This is a genomic window from Streptomyces sp. NPDC102490 (assembly GCF_044765285.1).
Lineage (GTDB): Bacteria > Actinomycetota > Actinomycetes > Streptomycetales > Streptomycetaceae > Streptomyces.
In genome coordinates, this window is record NZ_JBIWJU010000001.1 from 450,733 (window position 1) to 474,836 (window position 24,104).

Annotated in this window: 21 protein-coding genes and 1 pseudogene; 9 read left to right on the top strand and 13 right to left on the bottom strand. The window is 71.2% G+C overall.

All coding sequences use genetic code 11. The annotated features are described in order from the left end of the window. The first annotated feature begins 56 nt into the window (after positions 1 to 56). Positions 57 to 1,763, top strand: a complete 1,707-nt coding sequence (locus ACIRGB_RS02060) for a chitinase (RefSeq protein ID WP_403857734.1) — start codon at positions 57 to 59, stop codon at positions 1,761 to 1,763. A 94-nt stretch (positions 1,764 to 1,857) separates the two neighbouring features. Here the strand turns inward: ACIRGB_RS02060 and ACIRGB_RS02065 are convergent, their stop codons facing one another. Beyond that, entirely contained in the window at positions 1,858 to 2,412 is a 555-nt protein-coding gene (locus ACIRGB_RS02065) for a hypothetical protein (protein WP_403857737.1), read from the bottom strand. Between the two features lie 12 nt (positions 2,413 to 2,424). Beyond that, the gene (locus ACIRGB_RS02070; protein ID WP_403857740.1) at positions 2,425 to 2,994 is read right to left on the bottom strand and encodes an RHS repeat domain-containing protein; all 570 of its coding nucleotides are present in this window, start codon (positions 2,992 to 2,994) and stop codon (positions 2,425 to 2,427) included. Between the two features lie 8 nt (positions 2,995 to 3,002). On the opposite strand from ACIRGB_RS02070, the pseudogene ACIRGB_RS02075 reads away from it, so the two are divergent. Both ACIRGB_RS02075 and ACIRGB_RS02080 read left to right on the top strand, forming a co-directional pair. Beyond that, positions 3,003 to 3,347: pseudogene (locus tag ACIRGB_RS02075) on the top strand (hypothetical protein); the annotation flags it as partial. Positions 3,348 to 3,486: 139 nt separating this feature from the next. Beyond that, complete coding sequence (locus tag ACIRGB_RS02080) at positions 3,487 to 4,482, top strand: hypothetical protein (RefSeq protein ID WP_403857742.1); 996 nt, start codon at positions 3,487 to 3,489, stop codon at positions 4,480 to 4,482. 52 nt (positions 4,483 to 4,534) lie between these two features. On the opposite strand, the gene ACIRGB_RS02085 is transcribed toward ACIRGB_RS02080, so the two are convergent. From ACIRGB_RS02085 to ACIRGB_RS02110, 6 genes are all read right to left on the bottom strand, one after another. Then, on the bottom strand, positions 4,535 to 5,857 hold the full coding sequence (locus tag ACIRGB_RS02085; protein ID WP_403857744.1) for an Nramp family divalent metal transporter: 1,323 nt from the start codon (positions 5,855 to 5,857) through the stop codon (positions 4,535 to 4,537). Between the two features lie 67 nt (positions 5,858 to 5,924). After that, entirely contained in the window at positions 5,925 to 6,554 is a 630-nt protein-coding gene (locus ACIRGB_RS02090) for a hypothetical protein (protein ID WP_403857746.1), read from the bottom strand. Positions 6,555 to 6,656: 102 nt separating this feature from the next. Then, complete coding sequence (locus ACIRGB_RS02095) at positions 6,657 to 8,135, bottom strand: GntP family permease (RefSeq protein ID WP_403857748.1); 1,479 nt, start codon at positions 8,133 to 8,135, stop codon at positions 6,657 to 6,659. 127 nt (positions 8,136 to 8,262) lie between these two features. Then, on the bottom strand, positions 8,263 to 8,673 hold the full coding sequence (locus tag ACIRGB_RS02100) for a RidA family protein (protein WP_403857750.1): 411 nt from the start codon (positions 8,671 to 8,673) through the stop codon (positions 8,263 to 8,265). After that, complete coding sequence (locus ACIRGB_RS02105) at positions 8,670 to 9,434, bottom strand: IclR family transcriptional regulator (RefSeq protein ID WP_226025491.1); 765 nt, start codon at positions 9,432 to 9,434, stop codon at positions 8,670 to 8,672. The genes ACIRGB_RS02100 and ACIRGB_RS02105 overlap by 4 nt, the downstream gene beginning before the upstream one ends. Next, positions 9,431 to 10,486 (bottom strand): sugar kinase, encoded by a 1,056-nt coding sequence (locus ACIRGB_RS02110; protein WP_403857752.1) that lies wholly within the window; start codon positions 10,484 to 10,486, stop codon positions 9,431 to 9,433. The genes ACIRGB_RS02105 and ACIRGB_RS02110 overlap by 4 nt, the downstream gene beginning before the upstream one ends. Before the next feature lie 189 nt (positions 10,487 to 10,675). Here ACIRGB_RS02110 and ACIRGB_RS02115 point away from each other — a divergent pair, with 189 nt between their 5' ends. Together ACIRGB_RS02115 and ACIRGB_RS02120 are read left to right on the top strand one after the other, a co-directional pair. Then, positions 10,676 to 11,971, top strand: a complete 1,296-nt coding sequence (locus ACIRGB_RS02115) for an amino acid deaminase (protein WP_403857754.1) — start codon at positions 10,676 to 10,678, stop codon at positions 11,969 to 11,971. Positions 11,972 to 11,982: 11 nt separating this feature from the next. Then, the gene (locus ACIRGB_RS02120; RefSeq protein ID WP_403857756.1) at positions 11,983 to 13,593 is read left to right on the top strand and encodes an amidohydrolase family protein; all 1,611 of its coding nucleotides are present in this window, start codon (positions 11,983 to 11,985) and stop codon (positions 13,591 to 13,593) included. A gap of 36 nt (positions 13,594 to 13,629) precedes the next feature. Here the strand turns inward: ACIRGB_RS02120 and ACIRGB_RS02125 are convergent, their stop codons facing one another. Next, positions 13,630 to 14,457 (bottom strand): serine protease, encoded by an 828-nt coding sequence (locus tag ACIRGB_RS02125; RefSeq protein WP_403857758.1) that lies wholly within the window; start codon positions 14,455 to 14,457, stop codon positions 13,630 to 13,632. 233 nt (positions 14,458 to 14,690) lie between these two features. Between ACIRGB_RS02125 and ACIRGB_RS02130 the strand changes: the two genes are divergently transcribed. Both ACIRGB_RS02130 and ACIRGB_RS02135 read left to right on the top strand, forming a co-directional pair. After that, entirely contained in the window at positions 14,691 to 15,902 is a 1,212-nt protein-coding gene (locus tag ACIRGB_RS02130) for a pyridoxal phosphate-dependent aminotransferase (protein WP_403857760.1), read from the top strand. Positions 15,903 to 15,995: 93 nt separating this feature from the next. After that, positions 15,996 to 16,418, top strand: coding sequence for a hypothetical protein (locus tag ACIRGB_RS02135; RefSeq protein WP_403857762.1), 423 nt, complete (start codon positions 15,996 to 15,998; stop codon positions 16,416 to 16,418). Positions 16,419 to 16,769: 351 nt separating this feature from the next. On the opposite strand, the gene ACIRGB_RS02140 is transcribed toward ACIRGB_RS02135, so the two are convergent. Then, positions 16,770 to 18,599, bottom strand: a complete 1,830-nt coding sequence (locus tag ACIRGB_RS02140; RefSeq protein WP_403857764.1) for a phosphoenolpyruvate carboxykinase (GTP) — start codon at positions 18,597 to 18,599, stop codon at positions 16,770 to 16,772. Between the two features lie 287 nt (positions 18,600 to 18,886). Between ACIRGB_RS02140 and ACIRGB_RS02145 the strand changes: the two genes are divergently transcribed. Both ACIRGB_RS02145 and ACIRGB_RS02150 read left to right on the top strand, forming a co-directional pair. After that, the gene (locus ACIRGB_RS02145; RefSeq protein WP_403857766.1) at positions 18,887 to 19,591 is read left to right on the top strand and encodes a hemolysin III family protein; all 705 of its coding nucleotides are present in this window, start codon (positions 18,887 to 18,889) and stop codon (positions 19,589 to 19,591) included. Between the two features lie 107 nt (positions 19,592 to 19,698). Continuing rightward, positions 19,699 to 20,430 (top strand): Mut7-C RNAse domain-containing protein, encoded by a 732-nt coding sequence (locus ACIRGB_RS02150; protein ID WP_403857768.1) that lies wholly within the window; start codon positions 19,699 to 19,701, stop codon positions 20,428 to 20,430. Positions 20,431 to 20,434: 4 nt separating this feature from the next. Here ACIRGB_RS02150 and ACIRGB_RS02155 read toward each other — a convergent pair whose 3' ends face one another. The 3 genes from ACIRGB_RS02155 to xdhC all read right to left on the bottom strand — a co-directional run bounded on the left by ACIRGB_RS02155 (position 20,435) and on the right by xdhC (position 24,104). After that, positions 20,435 to 22,477, bottom strand: coding sequence for a thioredoxin domain-containing protein (locus ACIRGB_RS02155; RefSeq protein ID WP_403857770.1), 2,043 nt, complete (start codon positions 22,475 to 22,477; stop codon positions 20,435 to 20,437). 106 nt (positions 22,478 to 22,583) lie between these two features. Next, the gene (locus tag ACIRGB_RS02160; protein WP_403857772.1) at positions 22,584 to 23,090 is read right to left on the bottom strand and encodes a nucleoside deaminase; all 507 of its coding nucleotides are present in this window, start codon (positions 23,088 to 23,090) and stop codon (positions 22,584 to 22,586) included. A 204-nt stretch (positions 23,091 to 23,294) separates the two neighbouring features. Further along, positions 23,295 to 24,104: a xanthine dehydrogenase accessory protein XdhC gene (gene xdhC / locus ACIRGB_RS02165; RefSeq protein WP_403857774.1), complete on the bottom strand. Its 810-nt coding sequence runs from the start codon at positions 24,102 to 24,104 to the stop codon at positions 23,295 to 23,297.

Genomic DNA, 24,104 nt, shown 5'->3' on the forward strand with positions numbered 1-24,104 from the left:
ACGTCAACGGTGGCCACCGTCCCCCGATCCGCCCCACCTCACCCCCGGAGGCAGCAGTGGACCCCGTACGCAGACGGCGCGGAAGACGTCTCGGCTCCCTGACGGGCGCCGTCACCGCCGCCCTGGCACTCGCGTTCACGGCCGTCGGCCCGGCATCGGCCGCCGACGTCAACAACGCAAAGAACGCCGGTTTCGAGTCCGGGCTGAGCAACTGGACCTGCTCGGCCAACAGCGGCACCACCGTCGCCTCCCCGGTGCACGCGGGCTCGGCCGCGCTGAAGGCCACCCCGGCGGGGCAGGACAACGCCCGCTGTGCGCAGAGCGTCGCGGTGAAGCCCAACTCGACGTACACGCTGAGCGCGTGGGTGCAGGGCGGGTACTCCTACCTGGGCGTGACGGGCACGGGCACGACGGACGTGTCGACCTGGACCCCCGACTCGGCCTCCTGGAAGCAGCTGAAGACCACCTTCAGCACCGGCTCCTCGACGACCTCCGTGACGGTGTACACGCACGGCTGGTACGGGCAGTCGGCGTACTACGTCGACGACCTGTCCGTCTTCGGCCCCGACGGCGGTGGCGGCGACGGCCCCGGCCCCACGGTCCCCTCGGCCCCGGCCGGCCTGAGGGTCTCCGGTACGACCCCGAACTCCGCGTCCCTCGCCTGGAACACGGTCTCGGGCGCCACCGGCTACAGCGTCTACCGCGACGGCACGAAGGTGACCGCGGTGACCGGCACCTCGGCGACGGTCACCGGCCTGGCGGCCTCGACCTCGTACTCCTTCCAGGTCACGGCGACGAACGCGGCCGGTGAGTCGGTGAAGTCGGCGGCGGTCACGGCCCGCACCACGGCGCCCGACGACGGCGGGAACGGCGGCGACCTGCCCAAGCACGCGGTGACCGGCTACTGGCAGAACTTCAACAACGGGGCGGCGGTCCAGAAGATCTCCGACGTGCCGTCCGCGTACGACATCATCGCGGTGGCCTTCGCCGACGCGACCACGACGCCGGGTGCCGTGAGCTTCAGCCTGGACTCGGCCGGGCTCGGCGGCTACACGGTCGACCAGTTCAAGGCGGACGTGCGGGCCAAGCAGGCCGCGGGCAAGAAGGTCATCATCTCGGTCGGCGGCGAGAAGGGCACCGTCTCGGTGAACAGCTCCGCCTCCGCGACGAACTTCGCCAACTCCGTCCACTCCCTCATGCAGGAGTACGGCTTCGACGGCGTCGACATCGACCTGGAGAACGGCCTCAACCCGACCTACATGACCCAGGCCCTGCGCGCCCTGTCGGCGAAGGCCGGCCCGGACATGATCCTGACCATGGCCCCGCAGACGATCGACATGCAGTCGACGCAGGGCGGCTACTTCCAGACGGCACTGAACGTGAAGGACATCCTCACGGTCGTCAACATGCAGTACTACAACAGCGGCACGATGCTGGGCTGCGACGGCAAGGTCTACGCCCAGGGCACGGTCGACTTCCTCACCGCCCTGGCCTGCATCCAGCTGGAGGGCGGCCTCGCCCCGTCCCAGGTGGGCCTCGGCCTGCCGGCCTCCACCCGCGCGGCGGGCGGCGGCTACGTCGCCCCGTCGGTGGTCAACGCCGCCCTGGACTGCCTCACCAAGGCCACCAACTGCGGCTCCTTCAAGCCGCCGAGGACCTACCCCGACCTGCGGGGCGCGATGACCTGGTCCACCAACTGGGACGCGACGGCGGGCAACACCTGGTCGAGCACGGTGGGCGCCCACGTCCACGCGCTGCCGTAGCCCCGACCGACCCGGCTGACTCTCCCGACCCCGACCCCGACCCCGGCCCCTGCCCCTGCCCGCTGCCACGCGGGCGGGGGCCTGTCGCTGCGCGTCAGGTCTGCGCTGCGGCAACCCAGGCGTCGGACCTCTCCAGACTCGGCCCGTCGATCTCTACGGCACCGGCGACGTACGCGAGCCATCGCAGTTCATCGCAGGCGAAGAAGGACTCACCCCACGTGTCCACCCACAGCCGCACTTCACGTTCACCCGATTGCGTAAGACCCCACCACGCCCAACCACGAAACTCGGATTCGGGATCGAACTGGTAGAGCCACTCTTGAAGGTCCCACGCACCGCGTCCGACAGCGGCCGCGTATCGCTCAGCGCCGCGGACTGCGAACTCGGGGGCCGGTTCGGCACTTCCACGGGCGACGGCAACGAACCAATCGGGGATCGCATCGACTGGTAGATCTTCACCTTCGAAAGGGTGTGCAACCGCCAGCCGGAGTGCAGGATCGAGCACGGACCGTACCCTGTCGGCGAATTCCGCGACCGGGCAACTGATGCGTACGTCGAATACGCCGATGACAGGAGGCGTCTCCTGCAAGGCAGGTCGCCGCGACAATCGGAGCCGTTCCTGCTCGATGTCCTCGATCTCGTGCATCATACGGAACGTCTCCTAACCTTCCTGAACAACTCTGCCCGGGCACTTCGCCACTTCTTCCCTGAACTCATTGAGCATTCCACTGGGAATGCCGTACAAGTCGTCTCCCATGGTCGGGTCCGAAATCTCCGGACAAATTCTCTTCATCTGTTTCCACTCGGCCCTGCTGAACCCCAGACCGGGCTCCTCCTGAGGCACAGCGGTCCGTCTGATCTTTTCGCGGAACTCGGCCGATATCTGGAACTCGACGATCTGCCCGCCTTCGCCTCGGAAACGGACAGTATGCCCAACGTCGCCACTCAGGTTGACGTAGAGCGCGCCCTTGCCGGTGATAGTGACCTTGCCATCTTCTCCAATGTGTATCCGTTTGCTCAGCGGGTGATCGGTCTGTTTGCGGAGGCCAGGGATCGTGTCATCGCACCGAGGGGCCAGTCCGAGCGGGTCGGTCCCGGTGTGCGGATTGTGGACGTAGGCATAGGAAACGACGCGCCCGTCGAAGTCGGATTCACGCACTAGTCGGCCGACCGCGTCGTGGATGTAGTTCCAGCGCATCCCCTGGGCATTGGTGACCTCGACGAGACGCAACTCGGTGTCAGTACGCCTATCTCGTCGTGGACGACGGGCGGGGCCGCAGCCTCGTCCAGGTCAACGTCCGGCACGGGATGGCCGACAGCGCCGGGCAGTTGTACGTCGGCGGGGAGATCCGGCCCGACGGCACGCGCCTGGTCACACGGCAGGGGCCCGGCGAGAAGGCCGGTTCCGGCGTGGTGATGTGGAGCGTGGACGCGCTGCGCCCCGGACAGGAGGGCTTCCGCGTGGTGATCGGCGCCTTCAACACCGGCGACCAGAACAAGGACGCCACCCGGGACGCCCCCGCGCCGACCATGGAGCAGCTGCGGAAGATCACGCTCAGCGAGGAAGGGGACGCGGTGCGGTGACGGTGCCGGAGCATCGGTCAACTGCTCCTTGGGGCAGACCTGATGCCCCGATGTACCCTTCTCCGCCCTCCGACCGGGCAGCCTCGTGAAGGCGCGCGGCTAGAGTGCCAACAGGCCCTGCCCCACAGGAGGACGCACCATGCACGCCCACGACGAACACCACCATGCTCCTCGGCCCGGGAACACCCGTACGGTGCCCCGCCGTGCCGACAACGCCGCGGCGACCGCCACGCGGATGCCCGGTGCTCCGCACTCGGCCATGGTGCTGCAACGGGCCATCGGCAACCAGGCGTACAGCCAGGTGGTGCAGCGGGCACCGGCGGGCGGTGGGCCCGCCGCTCCGGAGGGGGCCAAGATCGGCCTCACGCTGTCGGCCGTGAAAGAGCGGTTCGAGGCGTTGAAGGTCGAGAATCCGGAGCTGGCCAAGCAACAGGAGGCCAGGTGGGACAAACTTCTCTACGTCCTCCAGGAGTTCGATGCCTGGATGCGCAGCATCGAGGTCGGGTACCGGTTCGGCGGCAGCCTCATCGCGTACATCTACGGGGGAGCCAGGGCGCCGCAGGACATCGACATCGATGTGTCGAACGATGACAACATGAACAGGCTCTTCCAGGAGATGGAGCGTTCGGGCGCCTGGTCCGGACAAGTCAGCGCCAAGGGCAACCATGTGCAGTCCATCTACTGCAAGAACGAAAAGGTGCCGGAGTTCCAGTTCGACGTGTCCGGCGAGATGGGGTTCAACAACCCGTTCGACCTGAAGGAATCGATGCAGGTCGAAGGGGATGCTGTCGTTACGGGTGACCATATCTCGCGCGACGAACTGATCCTCAACTATCTGGACCGCATGATCCAGAAGCCCGACGTCGCGAAGCACAAGGGCGACGACAATCAGGTCGCCGGCCTGTTGAAGGCGGCCGGGTGCCGTACTCCCGCCGATGTCGAGGGCTATTGGAGCCGGAACCTCCAACCGGCCATCAAGTCGGGCGACTCCCGTATCCCGGCGCTGCGCGACAACCTGGCGAACATCGCCAGGGAGAGGTTCGCGGCAGAGGCCCAGGCGCCGGGGGGCCAGGCGCCGAGGGCCGCCTCGCCCGAGCCGATGGACGTCGACGGGGACGAGATGGACCTCAGCTGATCGCCGGGACCTCGTCGTGTCGGGGGCGGGCACGTCCGCCGCGCGAAGAGGACTAGAAGAACTCCGACCACGGCTGGTCCCAGATCTGCTTCACGCACAGGACCAGGAACAGCAGCCCGGCGACGGTGAGCATGCCGTTGCTGAGGCTGCCGTTGCGCCACTCGCGCGGCGTGCGGGAGGAGTTGAGGAGCCACATCAGGGTGAGGGCGAGGAAGGGCATGAAGGCGGCGCCCAGGACGCCGTAGATGATGATCAGGCGGAAGGGCTCGTCCTGGAAGAGCAGGATGATGGGCGGGAAGGTGAGCCACAGCAGGTAGGCGCGGAAGGCCCAGGAGCGCTCCCGGCGTCCCGAGGCCAACTCGTCGCCCCGCGCCTCCCGTTCACCGCGGCGGCGGGCCAGGAAGTCGGCGAACATCAGGCTCACGCCGTGCCAGACGCCGATCAGCGAGGTGAAGCTGGTGGCGAAGAAGCCGATCAGGAAGAGCTTGCCGGTCGCCGTGCCGTACTCCTGCTCCAGGATGTCGCCGAGTTGGATCAGACCCTTGTCGCCGCTGGCGATCGCGATGTTGGCCGAGTGGAGCAGCTCGGCGCCGACGAAGAGCATCGCGACGACGAAGATGCCGGTGGTGGCGTAGGCGACCCGGTTGTCCAGGCGCATGACCTTCATCCAGCCGGTGTTGGTCCAGCCCTTGGCGTTGACCCAGTAGCCGTACGCGGCCAGCGTGATGGTGCCGCCCACGCCGCCGATCAGGCCCAGGGTGTTGAGGACCGAGTCCTTCTCGTCCGGGAGGACCGGGAGGAGTCCGGCGAAGGCGTCGCCCAGGTTGGGGGTCACGCGGATCGCCAGGTACACCGTCACCACGAACATGACGCCCACCAGGACCGTCATGACCTTCTCGAAGACGCTGTACTGGTTGAACCAGACGAAGACCAGGCCCACCAGGCCGCAGGCGATGCCCCACCATTCGAGGCCCATCACGTCCGGGAAGAGCGCCTGGAGCGGCAGGGCGCTCGACGACATCGCCGCGGCGCCGTAGACGAAGCCCCAGATCACGGCGTAGATCGCGAAGAACCACGTGGTCCAGGAGCCGATGCTCGCCCAGCCGTCGAAGAGGGTGCGGCCGGTGGCCAGGTGCCAGCGGCCGCACGCCTCGGCGAGGGAGATCTTCACCAGGCAGCCGATGACCGCCGCCCACAGCAGGGTGTAGCCGAAGTTGCTGCCCGCGATGAGGGTGGCCACGAGGTCGCCGGCGCCCACGCCGGTCGCCGCCACGACGATGCCGGGGCCGATGTAGCGCCAACTGGACTTACGGGGAGCCGCGTCGGCACCGCCCGATACGCCTACGTCTGAGGTGTTGCCCGTGGTGTCCGCCATGGAGGTCAAGAAAGCCCATGGCCGCCGGTGCGGCAAGAGGGCGTGCACGGATCTTCACCCGATGCGCCTACTCCGCGCGGGGCGCGGCCTCCCCGGCGTCCTTCTCGGCGGCCTTCTCTGCCGAGTCCGCCGAGTCCGCCGTGTCCGCCGTCTCCTTCGCCTCCGCCTCGCCGTCCTCGAAGTACGCGTCCAGGACCTCGTCCAGGGCCGACTCCCACTCCGGGAAGCGGCTCCGGGACGTGGCCTCGATCTCGATCGGGTACCAGCGGCGGTCCGGCGTGTGCACCGTGACCGTGAACCGCTTGCCGAAGCGGCCGGTCTCCGTCTCCACGGCCCCGACCTCGTCCCAGCGGAACTCGCACTCCTGGTCGTCGAGGGAGAGGCGTACGCCCCGGTGGTCGGCGACGATCCTGGCGCGGCGGTCGGCGGCCTCGAAGACGGGGCCGTCCACGGGGGCCTCGTCGTCCGGTTCGGCGGCGTCCTCGGCGGGCGGTTCGCCGACGGCCGAGGACGCCGAGGACTGCGCGGACCGGACGGACTCCTCGGTCTCCGCTTCGGCGTCCTCGACCGCTTCGGCCTCGTCGCGTCTCACGTCCTCCGGCCCACCGGACACGGGTGCGGTGAGCCCGGGGATGAATGCCGGGTCGAATCCGGCGCCTTCCAGGGGCTGGCTCGTCGATCCTCTGCGCTGCTCCACGCGGGCAGTATGGTCGACGATCCTGTGCCGGGCACAGCCAGCCCCAACTTCGTTATCAGACGCCTACACGAGACGCCTCCACGAGACGCCAACACGTGTCGCCTACACGAAAAGGCTCACCACCGCCGCCACCACGAACCCGGCGACCGACAGCACGCTCTCCAGCACGGTCCACGTCTTGAGCGTGTCCCGCTCGCTGATGCCGAAGTACTTGGCAACCATCCAGAAACCGCCGTCGTTGACGTGCGAGGCGAAGATGGAGCCGGCCGAGATGGCCATGATGACCAGGGCGACGAACGCCTGCGAGTGGTCGCCCTCGGCGAGCAGCGGCGCCACGATGCCCGCCGTCGTCACGATGGCGACCGTCGCCGAGCCCTGGGCGACCCGCAGCACCACGGAGATCAGGTACGCCAGGACGATCACCGGCAGGCCGACGTCGTTGAAGGTGTCGGAGAGGGCCTGGGCGACGCCGCTGGCCTTGAGGACGGCGCCGAAGACACCGCCCGCGCCGACCACCAGCAGGATGTTGCCGACCGGCTTCAGCGAGGCCGTCGAGACGGTCTCCAGGGACTTGCGGGACCAGCCGCGCCGGATGCCGAGCAGGTAGTAGGCGAGGAACAGGGCGATGGTCAGCGCGACGAACGGGTTGCCGAAGAACTCGATCACCGAGCGGAGGGTGGACGGGTCCAGGGCGATGGAGGAGAAGGTCGCGGCGAGGATCAGGACCAGCGGGGTGCCGATGATGCCGAGGACCGTGCCGAGCGCGACCGGGGTCTCGGTCGGCGCGACGCCCGCCTTGCGCTGCTCGTCGACGACGGCCTGCTTGGCCTCCTCGGCCGCCTCGACCATGTCCTGCGGCACCGGCACGAAGATGCGGCGGCCGATCCAGGCGGAGAACGCCCAGGCGGCGAGCACGGCGGGGATGCCGCAGACGATGCCCATGAGGATCACCCAGCCGAGGTCCACCTTCAGCAGTCCGGCGGCGGCCACCGGGCCGGGGTGCGGCGGCAGGAAGGCGTGGGTCATGGACAGGCCGGCCAGCAGCGGCAGGCAGTAGAGCAGGATCGACTTGCCGGAGCGCTTGGCGGCGGCGTAGACGATGGGCGCGAGGACGAAGATGCCCACGTCGAAGAAGACCGGGATGCCGAAGATCAGGCCCGTCAGGCCCATGGCGAGCGGGGCGCGCTTCTCCCCGAAGAGGCCGAGGAGCCGGGAGGCCAGCACCTGTGCGCCGCCGCTGACTTCGAGGATCGCGCCGAGCATGGTGCCCAGGCCGATGATGATGGCGACGTGGCCGAGGATGCCGCCCATGCCGGACTCGATGGTGGAGACGGCGTCCGACTTCTGGACGGTGCCGAAGAGTTCGGTGACCGACAGGCCGGCGAGCAGGCCGACGGCTATGGAGACGGCGAGCAGCGCGACGAAGGGCTGGAGCCGCACCTTGATGATGAGGTAGAGCAGGAGCGCGATGCCGAGGGCGGCGACGGTCAGCAGCCCGGCGGTGCCGTCGATCAGGGTGAGCAGACCGCCGGTGTGGGGTGGGGTCTCGGCGGCGGCGAACTGGAGGGACGCGTGGGACATTCGGGGGTCCTCTGGATAAGTACATGGAGCTTTCGGGCAGGGTGGAGCGCGGCACGGCGCCCCCGGGGGCGGGGGACGCCGTGCCGTTCACAGACAGGCGGTCAGACGGGCGAGACGGCGGGGGCGGTCAGCCGAGGACGGCGAGCGCGTCGATCTCGATGAGGAGGCCGGCGGGCAGACCGACGTACACGGTCGTGCGCGCGGCGGGCGGCTGGGTGAGGCCCTGCTCCTCGAAGTAGGCGTTGTAGATCTCGTTCATCTCGGCGAAGTGGTCCACGTCCGTGAGGTAGACGCGGAGCATCATCACGTCGTCCCAGGAGGCGTCGCCCTCCTCCAGGATCGCCTTGACGTTGGCGAGGGTCTGGAGGGTCTGCTCGCGCAGGGTCGGACCGGCCGGGGTGGGGGCCTTGCCCTCCTGGTGGGGCAGGAAGCCGACCTGGCCGGCGACCTGGAGGATGTTGCCCTTCCTCACGCCGTGGGAGAACTTCGCCGGGGGGACGGTGTGGGTCGCGGGGACGAGAGCGATCTTGTCGGTCATGCGGTGACTTCCTTGACTGGGGTCCTGCCGGAGTACTCGCCGCTGATGGCGTCCGCCGTGCGGCGGACCAGCGGGAGCAGGGTGAGGAGTTCCTCGGCGGTGACGACGACGTTCGGCGCGGAGACCGACATGGCGGCGACCACCCGGCCGTCGGCGCCCCGGATGGGCGCGGCGACGCAGTTGATGGACTCCTCGTGGCCACCGAGGTCGGTGGCCCAGCCCTGTTCGCGCACCTTGGCGAGTTCCTTGAGGAACCCGTCGGCGTTCGGTGTCGAACGGGCCGTGTACATGGGGTAGTCGAGCTGCTCGGCCACGGCCCGCCGCTCGTTCTCGGGGAGGTCGGCGAGGAGCAGCTTGGCGACGGCCGCGACGGTGATGGCGACGGGCTTGCCGATCCGGGAGTACATGCGGACCGGGTAGCGGCTCTCGACCTTGTCGATGTAGAGGACCTCGTCCTCCTCGTGGACGGCGAGGTGGACGGTGTGCCCGACCTGTTCGTTGAGGCGTACGAGGTGGGGGTGGGCGATCTCGCGGACGTCGAGGTTCTCCATCGCCTCCTGGGCGAGGGAGATCAGCCGGGCGCCGAGGCGGTAGCGCTGGTCGGACTGGCGGTAGACGAAGCCGTGTTCGTGCAGGGTGCGCAGCAGGCGCAGGGCCGTGGACTTGTGCACGCCCAGGCGCTCGGCGACCCGGCCCAGGTCGGCGGGGCCCTCGGCGAGCAGCGGCAGGATGCTGAGCGCGCGGTCGACGGTCTGACTCATGGCGTACGTACCTCCTCGTCGGCCCCTCGGACGTCCTGTGTCCAGCCGGGGCCGAGTCGCAGTCTCCCCCACGCGGTGTCGTCGAGGGCGGCCAGGCGGTCGGCGTGGTCGCGGGCCGGGGGCGTGGCGAGGTCGCCGGGGACGGTGAGGGCGGCGGCGGCCATGAGGTGACCGTGGCGCAGGCGCTCGCGCACGGGCAGTCCGCGCAGGGTGGCGGAGAGGAACCCGGCGGCGAAGGCGTCGCCCGCGCCGACGGCGGCGACGACGTCGACGTGCAGGGCGGGCACGGAGGTGACGTCGGTGCCGTGGAAGGCGGTGGCGCCGCTCGCGCCCTGCTTGACGACGAGCAGCTCCGGCTCGGGCAGCGCGGCGCGCACGGCCTCGGGACCGCCGAGCCCCCAGGCGTCCCGTGCCTCGTCGTCGCCGACGAAGACCAGGTCGGCGCCGCGGGCCAGGTCGAGGAGCACCTCGGGACCGTGCCCGTGACCGGCGTCGCGCCACAGGCCGGGGCGGTGGTTGACGTCGAAGGAGACGAGGGGCCGGCCGGGGCGGCGGGCGGTCAGCTCGCGCATCAGGCCGAGGCAGTCGGCGGAGAGCGCGGGCGTGATGCCGGACAGGTGCAGGACGCGGCCGGAGCGGATCGCGTCGAGGTCCATGGTGTCCACGGACATCGCGGAGGCGGCCGAGCCCGCCCGGTAGTACGCCACCTCGTGGGCGTCGGTGGCGCGGTCCCCGGCGGTGCGGAAGTAGACGCCGGTCGGGCGGGCGGGGTCGCGGCGCACGGCGGAGACGTCGACGCCGTAGGCGCCGATCGCCTCGACGAGGTGGTCGCCGAAGCCGTCGGCGCCGACCCGGCCGACCCAGCGCGCGGAGTGTCCGGCGGCGGCGAGCACGCAGGCCAGGTTGGACTCGGCGCCGCCGATGGCCCGGTCGAAGGAGGGGACGTCGGCGAGGCGCCCGGGGCGGGAGGGGAGGAAGGTGACCATGGACTCGCCGAGCGCGACGACGTCCACGACGTCGGGGGCGGTGCTGGTTCGTCCGGTGGCGGTCACGATGGTGGGGGCTCCTCGTCTGCGGGGTCCGCGCTGTCCTGGGCTGTCCTGGGCTGTCCGCGGAGCGTTCTTCGCGTCTCGCGGGCGGCTGCTCCGTTGACCCCGCGTTCGCCGAGATGTTAGACAGCAGTAAGCGATATACGCAATGGTCGTTGCAGAATTTGCAACGCATCAGATCAGGGAGGCTCCATGGCCCTCGACTCCGGCCCCACCGACGGCCGCGACGCTCTCGCCAGGCTGGCCGAGGAGCACGTCGACCACCGCTTCAAGGGCCTTCCGCCGGACGCGTACGGCCTGACCGTCGCCGAGCTGGCCGGACAGCGCCGCAATCTCTTCACCGGCGGTTTCACCACCCCCGTGCTCGCGCTGTCCGCCGAGCGCCTGGAGCACAACCTGAAGCTCATGGAGACCTACTCCGCCCGGCACGGCCTCGCCTTCGCGCCGCACGGCAAGACCTCCATGGCCCCGCAGCTCTTCCACCGCCAGATCGAGCACGGCGCCTGGGGCATCACCCTCGCCGTGCCGCACCAGGTCCGGGTGGCGCGGGCCTTCGGCATCGGGCGGGTCTTCCTGGCCAACGAACTGGTCGACGCCGCCGCCCTGCGCTGGATCTCCGCCGAGCTGGACGCCGACCCGGACTTCCACTTCGTCTGCTACGTCGACTCCGTGCGCGGCGTCGAGCTGATGGACGCGGCCCTGACGGACGCGGGCGCCGCCCGCCCGCTGGACGTCGTGGTCGAACTGGCCGCCGGTGAGGGCGCGCGGACCGGCGTGCGCACCGAGGCCGGGTGCGCGGCGGTCGCCGACGCGGTGGCCGGGGCGCGGACGCTGCGGCTGGCCGGGGTCGCCGGGTACGAGGGCGAGGTCCCGGACGCCGATCCCGAGCGCGTGCACGCGTGGCTGCGGCGGCTGGTCGCGCTCGCCGCCGACTTCGACGAGGCGGGGCGGTTCGAGGGCCTGGAGGAGATCGTGCTCAGCGCGGGCGGCAGCGCCTGGTTCGACGCGGTGGCCGACGTGTTCGCCGAGGTCCCCGGCCTCTCCCGGCCCGTCCTGAAGCTGCTGCGCTCGGGTGCGTACGTCTCCCACGACGACGGCCACTACCGCGAGCTGACCCCCTTCAACCGGGTCCCCGAGGAGGGCGCCCTGGAGCCCGCCTTCCGGCTGTGGAGCCAGGTCGTCTCCCGCCCCTCCCCCGAGCAGGCGTTCACCAACGCGGGCAAGCGGGACGCGGCGTACGACCTCCACCTGCCCTTCGCCCAGGTGGTGCGCCGCGACGGCGTCCAGCGCCCCGCCACCGGCGTCGAGGTGACCGGCCTGTCCGACCAGCACGCCTGGGTGCGCACGACCGGGGAGGCGGACCTGGAGGTCGGCGACTGGCTCGGGGCGGGCCTGTCCCACCCGTGCACCTCCTTCGACAAGTGGCAGCTCATCCCGGTCGCCGAGGCGGACGGGACGGTCGTCGACTACATCCGTACGTTCTTCTGAGGGAGCGGGTCATGGAAGAGCTGGTCATCAGGGACGCCGACGTGGTGGACGGCTCCGGCGCCGACTCCTACCGCGCCGACGTCGTGGTCGACGGCGGCCGGATCGTCTCGATCGTCAAGGAGGCGGCGGCCGCCGGCTGCCAGCGCCCCGAGGCACGCCGCGAGCTGGACGCCGAGGGCCTGGTCCTCTCCCCCGGCTTCATCGACATGCACGCCCACAGCGACCTGGCGCTGCTGCGGGACCCGGACCACAGCGCCAAGGCCGCCCAGGGCGTCACCCTGGAGGTCATCGGCCAGGACGGGCTGTCGTACGCGCCGGTCGACGACCGCACCCTCGGCGAGGTGCGCCGCGCGATCGCGGGGTGGAACGGCCCCGGCGACGACGTCGACTTCGACTGGCGGTCGGTCGGCGAGTACCTGGACCGGCTCGACCGCGGCATCGCCGTCAACGCCGCCTATCTGATCCCGCAGGGCACGGTGCGCGCCCTCGCCGTCGGCTGGGACGACCGGGAGGCGACCGAGGCGGAGCTGGAGCACATGCGGCGCCTGGTCGCCGAGGGCCTGGAGCAGGGCGCGGTCGGCATGTCGTCGGGGCTGACGTACACGCCCGGCATGTACGCCAAGGACGCCGAGCTGACCGAGCTGTGCCGGGTGGTGGCGTCGTACGGCGGCTACTACTGCCCGCACCACCGCTCGTACGGGGCCGGGGCGCTGCGGGCGTACGAGGAGATGGTGGAGCTGACCCGCGAGGCGGGCTGCCCGCTGCACCTGGCGCACGCCACCATGAACTTCGGCGTGAACAAGGGCAGGGCGCCCGAGCTGCTGACCCTGCTCGACGAGGCGCTGGCCGGCGGCGCCGACATCACCCTCGACACCTACCCGTACACCCCCGGCTGCACCACCCTCGTGGCGCTGCTGCCGAGCTGGGCGAGCGAGGGCGGCCCGGAGCAGATCATGAAGCGGCTGGCGGACGACGACACCGCCGAGCGCATCCGGCACCACATGGAGGAGATCGGCTCCGACGGCTCGCACGGCGTGCCCATGGAGTGGGAGACGATCGAGATCTCCGGCACGGGCGACCCGGCCCTCGGGGAGTACGTCGGCCGTACGGTCCTGGAGTCGGCGCGGCTGCGCGGCGAGAGCCCGTGGCAGGTCGCCCGGCACCTGCTGCTGGCCGACCGGCTGGCGCCGACCATCCTCCAGCACGTCGGCCACGAGGAGAACGTGCGCGCGATCATGCGGCACCGGGTCCACACCGGCGGCTCGGACGGCATCCTCCAGGGCGCCAAGCCGCACCCGCGCGCCTACGGCACCTTCCCGCACTACCTGGGCCACTACGTGCGCGAGCTGGGCGTGCTCCCGCTGGAGGAGTGCGTCGCCCACCTCACCTCGCGCCCGGCGGCCCGGCTGCGGCTGCCGGACCGGGGCCTGGTCCGCGAGGGGTACCGGGCCGACCTGGTGCTCTTCGACCCGGCGACGGTCGCGGCGGGCAGCACCTACGCGGACCCGCGGGTGCTGCCGACGGGCATCCCGTACGTGCTGGTGGACGGGCGGTTCGTGATGGAGGACGGGCGGCGCACCGACGTGCTGGCCGGGCGGTCGGTGCGCCGGGTTCCGCGCTGAGCCGGGGTCCGTCCGGCGCGGCCCACCGGGCCGGCGCTACGGCTTGGGCAGGACGCAGCCGCTGCGGGAGAGGTCGAGCTTGCTGTCGAGGCCGAAGCAGGCCGGGATCTGGTAGGTCTGCTGGCCGTAGTTGATGCCCTCGCGGACCGTCACGGTGCCGTCCGCGGCGACCTCGCACGGGTTGTTGTCCGTGCAGCGTCCGCCGTCCTCGTTGCCCGTGTTGTTGACGGCGACGACCTTGCCGGTGGCGTTGTCGACGACGGGCGATCCGGAGGTGCCGCCGATGGTCCGGCAGGCGGAGGTGTAGCGGACCGAGTCCTTCCAGGTCCACTCCCCCTCCTTGAGGCGGTAGGCGAACCCGTCGACGTTGCAGGCGTAGGTGCGCTTCCAGTAGCCGGAGACGACGGTGATCGCGGTGCCGGCCGCGGGGTGGGTGTCGTTGAGGGTGAGCGGGCTGATCCCGTAGGTGCCGCGGATCTGGGCGTACGTGCTGGTGAGCTGGTAGAGCGAGACGTCCGTGTCGGTCATCGTCGCGTAGGCGATCTTGCTGGCTCGCAGGGTGCCGACGCGGGTGCCGGAGGCGTTGAGCAGCCCGAAGGTGCGGCTGGAGGGCTGGTCCACGACGACCTCGCCGGCCGCCGGGAAGCCGGTCTCCAGGCAGTGGCCGTTGGACATGACCAGCGCCGGGTCGTCGTCCTCGGAGGCGGGCAGGCGGACGACCGAGCCGGAGCAGTTGCTGAGCGAGACGGTGCCGGCGAAGGTCACGGCGCGGACGGTGGGAGCCGCGGGTGACGCGGCCGCCGGTGCCACGCCGAACCCGGTGACGGCCAGGGTGGCGAGCGCGGCAAGGAGAGGCTTGTTCATGTGGGGTCCCCTCTATGGAGGGCACCGGCCGGAGGTCGTCCGGACGGCACCTTATTGTCATGAGCATTCTCATGACGGCGAGGGGTGCGGGCAAGGGACGGTATCCGGACGCCAGTTGGCGCGATCCGGCCCACCGGGCGGGGACGGAGGCGGCGGCGACCACCCGGACGGACGCGTCTCACGTGGTGGAAAACACGGCCCATGGGTCGTAACCGGGTCGTAAGCTCGCGGACATGCAGGTGATCCAGTCGACCAAGCTCGCCAACGTCTGTTACGAGATCCGGGGCCCGGTGCTCGAGGAGGCGATGCGGCTGGAGGCGGCCGGTCACCGCATCCTGAAGCTGAACACCGGCAACCCGGCCGCCTTCGGCTTCGAGTGCCCGCCGGAGATCCTGGAGGACATCCTCCGCAACGTCTCCACGGCGCACGGTTACGGCGACGCGAAGGGCCTGCTGGCGGCACGCCGGGCGGTCGTCATGCACAACCAGACCCTCGGCATCGAGACGGACGTCGAGCACGTCTTCATCGGCAACGGCGTCTCCGAGCTGATCGTGATGGCGATGCAGGGCCTGCTGGACGACGGCGACGAGGTGCTCGTCCCGGCGCCCGACTATCCGCTGTGGACGGCCGCCGTCTCCCTGTCCGGCGGCACGGCGGTGCACTACCGCTGCGACGAGCAGTCCGACTGGATGCCCGACCTCGCGGACGTGGAGCGGAAGATCACCGACCGCACCAAGGCGCTCGTGGTCATCAACCCGAACAACCCGACCGGCGCGGTCTACGACGACGCGATGCTGCGCGGGCTGACGGACATCGCGCGCCGGCACAACCTGCTGGTCTGCTCCGACGAGATCTACGACAAGATCCTCTACGACGACGCCACGCACACCCCGACCGCCGCGATCGCCCCCGACCTGCTCACCCTCACCTTCAACGGCATGTCGAAGGCGTACCGGGTGGCCGGCTACCGGGTCGGCTGGATGTCGATCTCCGGGCCGCGCGCGCACGCCGAGTCCTACATCGAGGGCCTGACGGTCCTGGCGAACATGCGCCTGTGCGCCAACATGCCGGGCCAGCACGGCGTGGTCGCGGCGCTCAGCGGACGGCAGACCATCAACGACCTGGTGCTGCCGGGCGGCCGGCTGCGCGAGCAGCGGGACGCCGCCCACGAGGCGCTCACCAGCATCCCCGGCGTGACCTGCGTGAAGCCGAAGGGCGCGCTGTACCTCTTCCCGCGGCTCGACCCCAAGGTCTTCAAGATCAAGGACGACCGGCGGATGGTCCTGGACCTGCTGCGCCAGGAGAAGATCATGGTCGTCCAGGGCACCGGATTCAACTGGCCCGAACCCGATCACTTCCGGGTGGTGACCCTGCCGACGGCCCTGGACCTGCGCGAGGCGGTGGGCCGGATCGGGAACTTCCTGGACGGATACGGCCAGCACTGAGCCGCAGCCCTCCCGGGCCGTCTCCCGAATCCCGTCAACTTTAGATTGAATCCAATGTAGGATGGTTTCCTGAACGACTCAGGAGGCCATCCCATGTACGAGCCGATCCGCAGCAAGTCGGTCCACAGCACGATGGCCGACGGCCCCACGGACTTCCCCCACCGGTCCCGGGACGAGGAGCTGGACATCCAGCTCGCGGGCCATCTCGCGGCTCTGCTCGCCGTCACGGACGAGCTGCGCGCGCTGGCCCCCGACGCGGGTCTGGACGCCGCCGCCGACCGGCTCACCGAGCAGGTGGCCCGGCTGCGGGGAGGTCAGGCGCCGGTCCGCCTGAAGGTGGCCGCCACCCGCCCGGAGCCCCGTCCGGCGGCCCTGCACCGGCGGGCGCACACCCTGGCGGCCCGTGCCCTGGTGGTCGCCGCCTCCCGCGCCGACACCGGCGTCGCGATCCTGGCCGCCGAGCGCATGGACGCGCACTCCGCGGCCCTGGAGCCGCGCGAACTCGCCGCCGGCTGAGCCCTCCCGGGCCCCTCGTACGGCCCCGGTCCGCGTGCACCCGCAGCGACGCGCGGACCGGGCGCCACACACCCCGCCGCCCGGCGGGTCAGCCGAAGATCACCGTCAGGACGAGGACGCGGAACGGCCGGCGGACCGGCCGCGATGCCGGGCGGGTCCGGACGCACCGAAGGGCCGGGTCCGTCGCACGCCGTTGTGCGGGGACCCGGCCCGAGCGGGGTTTCCCCGCGCTCCGGGGGTTGCGATGAGCTACTGGAGCGCGGGGAGACCCCCTCGTGACCGGCCTTCGTGACGACTTCGCGGGTCAGGGCTAGTCGGACCGGCCACGGAGCTTTGCGGTGCGGGTACTGCTCAGCCCAGGCGCTCCACCAGCGCCCGGTACTGGTCCCACAGCTCGGCGGGCGTGTGGTCGCCGAAGGTGTTCAGGTGCTCGGGGACGAGCGCCGCCTCCTCGCGCCACACCTCCTTGTCGACGCTGAGCAGGAACTCCAGGTCGGCGTCGGCGAGGTCGAGCCCGTCGGTGTCCAGGGACTCCTTGGTCGGCAGCACGCCGATCGGGGTCTCGACGCCGTCCGCCGTGCCCTCCAGGCGCTCCACGATCCACTTCAGGACGCGGCCGTTCTCGCCGAAGCCGGGCCAGACGAACCGGCCCTCGTCGTCCTTGCGGAACCAGTTGACGTAGTAGATCTTCGGCAGCTTGGACTGGTCCTTGTCCTTGGCCACGTCCACCCAGTGCCCCATGTAGTCGCCCATGTTGTAGCCGCAGAACGGCAGCATGGCGAAGGGGTCGCGGCGCAGCTCGCCGACCTTGCCCTCGGCGGCGGCGGTCTTCTCGGAGGCCACGTTGGCGCCGAGGAAGACGCCGTGGTTCCAGTCGAAGGACTCGGTGACCAGCGGTACGGCGGTGGCGCGGCGCCCACCGAAGAGGATCGCCGAGATCGGCACGCCCTTGGGGTCCTCCCACTCCGGCGCGATGATCGGGCACTGCGCGGCGGGCGTGGTGAAACGGGCGTTGGGGTGCGCGGCCGGGGTGCCCGACTCGGGCGTCCAGTCGTTGCCCTTCCAGTCCGTCAGATGGGCCGGGGTCTCCTCGGTCATGCCCTCCCACCACACGTCGCCGTCGTCGGTGAGGGCGACGTTGGTGAAGACCGAGTTGCCCCACAGGGTCTTCATCGCGTTGGCGTTGGTGTGCTCACCGGTGCCGGGCGCGACGCCGAAGAAGCCGGCCTCGGGGTTGATGGCGTACAGGCGGCCGTCCTCGCCGAAGCGCATCCAGGCGATGTCGTCGCCGATGGTCTCCACGGTCCAGCCGGAGATGGTGGGCTCCAGCATGGCGAGGTTGGTCTTGCCGCAGGCCGACGGGAAGGCGGCGGCGACGTACTTGGGCTCCCCGGTGGGCGGGGTCAGCTTCAGCACCAGCATGTGCTCGGCGAGCCAGCCCTCGTCGCGGGCCATGACGGAGGCGATGCGCAGGGCGTAGCACTTCTTGCCGAGCAGGGCGTTGCCGCCGTAACCGGAGCCGTAGGACCAGATCTCGCGGTCCTCGGGGAAGTGCGAGATGTACTTGGTGCTGTTGCACGGCCACGGGACGTCCGCCTCGCCCTCGGCGAGCGGGGCGCCGAGGGTGTGCACGGCCTTCACGAAGAAGCCGTCGTCGCCCAGTTCGTCCAGGACCGGCTGTCCCATGCGGGTCATGGTGCGCATGGACACGGCGACGTACGCGGAGTCGGTGATCTCGACGCCCAGCGCGGAGAGCGGGGAGCCGAGGGGGCCCATGCAGAAGGGCACGACGTACATGGTCCGGCCGCGCATGGAGCCGCGGAACAGACCGCCCTCCCCCTGCTCACCCGTGAAGATCTCCCGCATCTCGGCGGGGTCCTTCCAGTGGTTGGTCGGGCCGGCGTCCTCCTCCTTGGCGGAGCAGATGAAGGTCCGGTCCTCGACGCGGGCGACGTCGGAGGGGTCGGAGGCCGCGTAGTAGGAGTTGGGGCGCTTGATCGGGTCCAGCTTGCGGAAGGTGCCCTTCTCGACGAGCTCCCCGCACAGTCGCTCGTACTCGGCCTCGGATCCGTCACACCAGACCACTGCGTCCGGCTGGGTCAGTTCGGCGATCTCGTTCACCCACGAGATCAGTTCCTGGTGGTTGGTGGGGACGGAGGGAGCCGCGATGTCGCGCGCCACGATTGCTCCTAAATGAGGGGTTTTTTGTTGGAGGCCCCGTGGGGGCTGCGACCCGGACGCGTGTCGTTGACCTCGTGGGCGCTCATCCGGTGTCGACCGCACTCATTTGATCATCCGACGCGAGCGCCCATCTGTCCAGAGGGCGTCACACTTGAGCGGCGTGAGGATCGCCACGTGCCCCCACCGGGAGTGCGCCGCCGGATTCCCCGTGAGACGATGACCACTCGCCATGGGGCACCCGTCCGTACTGATGCGTAACTTACGGAACCGTAGGTACGATGGCGTCCATGACTGCGTCCGTCCCCGACGCGCCCAGGGACCTGTCGGCCGACGGCCACGGGCCCGTGGCGCTCTCCCTTCCGCATCCGGTCAAGCCGAAGCTGCGCGGTTGGCTGCACCTCGGCATGTTCCCCGCCGTCCTGGTCGCCGGTCTGGTGCTCACCGCCCTCGCCGAGACGCACGAGGGCCGCATAGCCTGCGGTGTCTACGTCCTCACGGCCTGTCTGCTGTTCGGCGTCAGCGCGCTCTACCACCGGGGCAACTGGAGCCCGCGCATGGACGGTGTCCTGCGCCGCCTCGACCACGCCAACATCTTCCTGATCATCGCGGGCACCTACACCCCGCTGACGATGCTGCTGCTGCCCGGCGACAAGGGCGAGTGGCTGCTGTGGGGCATCTGGGCGGCCGCCGCGGCCGGGATCGTCTTCCGCGTCTTCTGGGTCGGCGCCCCGCGCTGGCTCTACACCCCGTGCTACCTCGCCATGGGCTGGGCGGCGGTCTTCTACCTGCCCGAGTTCATGCGGGCCGGCGGCGTCGCCGTCCTCGTGCTGGTGATCGTCGGCGGTCTGCTCTACAGCGCGGGCGGCGTGATCTACGGCCTCAAGCGCCCCAACCCCTCGCCCCGCTGGTTCGGCTTCCACGAGGTCTTCCACTCCTTCACGCTGGCCGCATTCATCGCGCACTACGTGGGGATCTCGCTGATCGCGTACTAGGGGGTGCCGTGTGCCTCCTGCCGGGGTCGCGGGAGCGGAGGAAGCTGCTCGGGAGGGCCGCCGAAAAGGCCGCGGCCCGGTCCCGGCCCCCGTGGCATTCTGACCGGGTGAACGGTCCCGAGATCCACGTCGAGTTCGCCCCCGAACTGCACCTGTTCGTCCCGCGCGCCCGCCCCACCGGCGCCGCCCGCGCGGCCACCGACGGCGTCTCCACCCTCGGCCACCTCGTCGAATCCCTCGGCGTGCCGCTGACCGAGGTCGGCACCCTGCTCGTCGACGGCCGCGAGGTGCCCCCCGGGCACATCCCGGCGGGCGGCGAGTCGGTGCGCGTACGGCCCGTCCGGCACCCCCAGCGGGTCCCGGGCGCTCCCCTGCGGTTCCTGCTCGACGTGCACCTCGGCACCCTCGCCCGCCGGCTGCGGCTGCTCGGCGTGGACACCGCGTACGAGTCGACCGACCTCGGCGACCCGGCGCTCGCCGCGCTGTCCGCGGCCGAGAAGCGGGTCCTGCTCAGCCGCGACCGCGGGCTGCTGCGCCGCCGCGAGCTGTGGGCCGGCGCCTACGTCTACAGCACCCGCCCCGACGAGCAGCTCCAGGAGGTCCTGGACCGGTTCCGGCCCGCGCTGCGCCCCTGGACGCGGTGCACCGCCTGCAACGGGCCGCTCAGGCCGGCCACCAAGGACGAGGTGGCGGAGCAGCTCAAGGGCGGCACCCAGCGCTCGTACGACGTGTTCGCCCAGTGCACCGCGTGCGGCCGCGCCTACTGGCGGGGCGCGCACCACGAGCAGCTGGAGGCGATCGTGGAGCGCGCCGTGAGCCGGAGCGGCCGGGACGGCTGAGGGGTCAGAGCCCCGGGGCGGCGCCCAGCGCGGCGCGCAGCCGCTCCGGGTCGGTGGTCGGCGCGTCGCAGGTGAAGTTCCGGCAGACGTACGCGGCCGGGGCGCCGCCCACCAGCGGCCGGTCGGCGAGCAGTGGGAACTCGTCGCCGCCCTCGGTGCCGAAGGCGACGACCGCCCCGGGCGCCGTGCCGAGCAGCGCCGTACGGTGCAGCCCGCGCGCCGCGGGGCCGGCCGGGTCCGGCGCGACCACGGCGACTTCGCGCGGGCCGTCGAGCAGCGCCTCGGCGGCCGCCAACCCCCAGCCGATGAAGCGCGGGACGCGCGGGCCGAGTGCCTTCACCACGCCGAGGGCGCGCTCGGCGGCGGTGCGGTGGGGTGCGGAGCCGGTGTGGGCGGCGTACGACAGCAGGGCGCCCGCGGCGGCGCTCCAGCCGGACGGGGTGGCGTTGTCGGTGGGGTCCTGCGGGCGGCGGATCAGCTGCTCGGCGTCGGCCGCGGTGTCGTACAGCGAGCCGGAGGCGTCCGTGAAGCGGGTGAGGACGTGGTCGAGCAGGAAACCGGCGAAGTCCAGCCAGACGCCCTCCCCGGTGACCGACGCCAGCGCGAGGAAGCCCTCGGCCACGTCGGCGTAGTCCTCCAGCACCCCGGCGTTGGCCCCGGCCCTGCCGTCCTTGCTGGTGCGGGTGAGGCGGACCTGCTCGTCCAGGTGCAGCCGCACCAGCAGGTCGGCGGCGGCGACGGCGGCCTCGACCAGGTCGGGGCGCTCGAAGTAGGCGCCGGTCTCGGCGAGCGCGGCGATCGCCAGACCGTTCCAGGCGGCGACCACCTTGTCGTCCCGGCCCGGGGCGGGACGCCCGGCCCGCGCGGCGAGCAGCCGCTGCCGGACCGACGCGATCCGCGCGGCGTCGAAGACGCCCTCCTGCTGCGGCAGTTGGAGCACAGAGGCGCCGTGCTCGAAGGTGCCCTCCTGGGTCACGCCGAAGTACTGCGCGGCCAGTTCCGCGTCCTCGGCGCCGAGCACCTCGGTGAGCTGGGCGGGCGTCCACGCGTAGTAGGCGCCCTCGACGTGCTTCCCCGTGCCGTCGTCGCTGTCCGCGTCCAGCGCGGAGGCGAACCCGCCCTCGGCGGTGCGCAGTTCACGCACCATGAAGTCGGCGGTCTCCAGGGCGACCCGGCGGGCGAGGTCCGAGCCGGTGGCCCGCCACAGGTGGGCGTACACGCGGCACAGCAGGGCGTTGTCGTACAGCATCTTCTCGAAGTGCGGCACGACCCACTCGCGGTCCACGGAGTAGCGGGCGAAGCCGCCGCCCAGCTGGTCGTAGATGCCGCCGCGTGCCATCCGCTCACAGGTGTCCCGCGCCATCTGGAGCGCGCCCTCGGCGCCGGTGCGGGCGTGGTGGCGCAGCAAGAACTCGATCACCATGGACGGCGGGAACTTGGGCGCCCCGCCGAACCCGCCGCGCTGCGCGTCGTACTCCCGGGTCAGTCCGAGCAGCGCCTGCCCGAGCTGCTCCTCGCCGGGTGCCTCGGCGTCGCCGTAGGAGATCTCCCGCCCGGCGAGGTCCCGGACGATCTTCCCGGCGACCTCGTCGACCTCGTCGCGCCGCTCGGCCCACGCCTGCTGGACGCCCTGGAGCACCTGGCGGAAGGAGGGCATGCCGTGCCGGGGCTCGGGCGGGAAGTAGGTGCCGAAGTAGAAGGGCTCCGCGTCCGGCGTGAGGAACACGGTCATAGGCCAGCCGCCCTGCCCGGTCGCCGCCTGCACGGCCTCCATGTAGACGGCGTCGATGTCGGGGCGCTCCTCGCGGTCGACCTTGACACTCACGAAGTGCGCGTTGAGGTACTCGGCGGTGGCCGCGTCCTCGAACGACTCGTGCGCCATGACGTGGCACCAGTGGCACGCGCTGTAGCCGACGCTCAACAGGACGGGGACGCCGCGCCGTCGGGCCTCCTCGAACGCCTCGGCCTCCCACGGCCACCAGTCGACCGGGTTGTCCGCGTGCTGGAGGAGGTAGGGGGACGTCGCCTGCGCAAGTCGGTTCGGCATGCCCCCATCCTGGCGCACGCGCCGCCGCCCCGCCCGGACGCCACGGTGGAAGGGGCGCACGGACGGGGCGGCGGAGCCTCGGGGAGGCTGCTGCTCCGCGGCCGGCTCAGTAGTCGACGCGGTCCGACTTGGCGAGCCAGGCGTCGAACGGCTGGGTGCGGTGGGGCAGGTCGAGGTGCTCCACCGTCATGGGCCAGCTCGCCTGCGGCCGCTTCTCGAACAGGTCGTAGAACTTGCGGTCGTCGAAACCGGCCACGGCGGCGTCGTGGCGGTCGGCGGAGAAGACGAGGCGGTCGACGCGGGCCCACAGCGCCGAGGACAGGCACATCGGACAGGGCTCGCAGGACGTGACGAGGGTGCAGCCCTCCAGGCTGAACGTGTCGAGCGCCTTGCAGGCCGCGCGGATGGCGCTGACCTCGGCGTGCGCGGTGGGGTCGAGGCCGGCGGTGACCTGGTTGTTGCCGAGGGCGACGATCTCACCGCCCTTGGCGATCAGGGCGCCGAAGGGACCGCCGCCGTTGCGGACGCTGGCGGTGGCCAGCTCGATGGCCTTGTCCATCCAGGCGCGCTCCAGCTCGCGGATGCCGGTCTCGAGGGTGTCGGTGGTCGTCATGCGTGCTCCTTCTTGGGCGGGCGGCGGGCGGCAGTACGGCGTGCGGGCCGGTGCGCTGCACGGGGAGGATGCGTAGGAGCAGTACACAGCTCGCCGACGAGACCCGGCCAGGGGCCGAAAACATGAACTACGGACCGGCCGCGACCGCCGCTTCATAGCTTCCTACAAGGGCGGGCAGGAGGGCCGGCGACCGCCCCGCAGGGGTCAGCCGCCCTCGGCCTCGAAGGTGCGCAGCAGGTCGGCCGCGACGCTCACGGCGATGGTCGCGGGCTCCTTGCCGGTGATGTCGGCCAGCCCGATCGGGGTCTTGATCCGGTCGATGACGGCGTCGTCGTGCCCGCCCTCGGTGGCCAGGCGCTTGCGGAACCGCGCCCACTTGGCCGCCGAACCGATCAGCCCGATGGAACCGAGGTGGCCGGTGCGCAGGGCCGCGTCGCACAGGGCGGCGTCCTCGGCGTGGTCATGGGTCATGATCAGCACGTGGGTGCCGGGCGGCAGCTCGGCCAGCACCTCCTCCGGCAGCAGCGGCGTGTGGTGCGTGTGCACCTGCGCCACCGCGTCCGCCAGCACGTCCAGGCGCTCCTCGGTCAGCAGGTCGGCGCGGCTGTCGATCAGGTGGAGGTCGAGGTCCTGGCGGGCCAGGATGCGCGCCAGTTCCAGACCGACGTGCCCGACGCCGAAGACCGCCACCGCCCGGACCACCGGCAGCGGTTCGAGCAGCACCGCGACGGTGCCGCCGCAGCACTGCACGCCGTGCCGGTTGGTCACCTTGTCGTTGAGGGCGAAGTCGAGCATCTCCGGGGCCGGTTCGGCCGCGGCGATCATCTCCCGGGCCCGGTCGACGGCGACGGCCTCGACGTTGCCGCCGCCGATCGAGCCCCAGGTCCCGGTCCGCCCCACGACGAGCTTCGCACCGGCGTCGCGCGGGGCGTGACCGCGCACGGTCGCGACGGTCACCAGCACGCCGGGCTCCCGGCGTGCCCGCAACCGCGCGACCGCGGCGACCCAGGTCAT

What these genes read in the sequence shown, in the direction of transcription:
- ACIRGB_RS02065 (WP_403857737.1), bottom strand. Translation starts at nt 2,412, where the DNA reads ATGATGCACGAGATCGAGGACATCGAGCAGGAACGGCTCCGATTGTCG.
- ACIRGB_RS02080 (WP_403857742.1), top strand. Translation starts at nt 3,487, where the DNA reads ATGCACGCCCACGACGAACACCACCATGCTCCTCGGCCCGGGAACACC.
- ACIRGB_RS02085 (WP_403857744.1), bottom strand. Translation starts at nt 5,857, where the DNA reads ATGGCGGACACCACGGGCAACACCTCAGACGTAGGCGTATCGGGCGGT.
- ACIRGB_RS02095 (WP_403857748.1), bottom strand. Translation starts at nt 8,135, where the DNA reads ATGTCCCACGCGTCCCTCCAGTTCGCCGCCGCCGAGACCCCACCCCAC.
- ACIRGB_RS02100 (WP_403857750.1), bottom strand. Translation starts at nt 8,673, where the DNA reads ATGACCGACAAGATCGCTCTCGTCCCCGCGACCCACACCGTCCCCCCG.
- ACIRGB_RS02105 (WP_226025491.1), bottom strand. Translation starts at nt 9,434, where the DNA reads ATGAGTCAGACCGTCGACCGCGCGCTCAGCATCCTGCCGCTGCTCGCC.
- ACIRGB_RS02115 (WP_403857754.1), top strand. Translation starts at nt 10,676, where the DNA reads ATGGCCCTCGACTCCGGCCCCACCGACGGCCGCGACGCTCTCGCCAGG.
- ACIRGB_RS02120 (WP_403857756.1), top strand. Translation starts at nt 11,983, where the DNA reads ATGGAAGAGCTGGTCATCAGGGACGCCGACGTGGTGGACGGCTCCGGC.
- ACIRGB_RS02125 (WP_403857758.1), bottom strand. Translation starts at nt 14,457, where the DNA reads ATGAACAAGCCTCTCCTTGCCGCGCTCGCCACCCTGGCCGTCACCGGG.
- ACIRGB_RS02130 (WP_403857760.1), top strand. Translation starts at nt 14,691, where the DNA reads ATGCAGGTGATCCAGTCGACCAAGCTCGCCAACGTCTGTTACGAGATC.
- ACIRGB_RS02135 (WP_403857762.1), top strand. Translation starts at nt 15,996, where the DNA reads ATGTACGAGCCGATCCGCAGCAAGTCGGTCCACAGCACGATGGCCGAC.
- ACIRGB_RS02145 (WP_403857766.1), top strand. Translation starts at nt 18,887, where the DNA reads ATGACTGCGTCCGTCCCCGACGCGCCCAGGGACCTGTCGGCCGACGGC.
- ACIRGB_RS02155 (WP_403857770.1), bottom strand. Translation starts at nt 22,477, where the DNA reads ATGCCGAACCGACTTGCGCAGGCGACGTCCCCCTACCTCCTCCAGCAC.
- ACIRGB_RS02160 (WP_403857772.1), bottom strand. Translation starts at nt 23,090, where the DNA reads ATGACGACCACCGACACCCTCGAGACCGGCATCCGCGAGCTGGAGCGC.
- xdhC (WP_403857774.1), bottom strand. Translation starts at nt 24,104, where the DNA reads ATGACCTGGGTCGCCGCGGTCGCGCGGTTGCGGGCACGCCGGGAGCCC.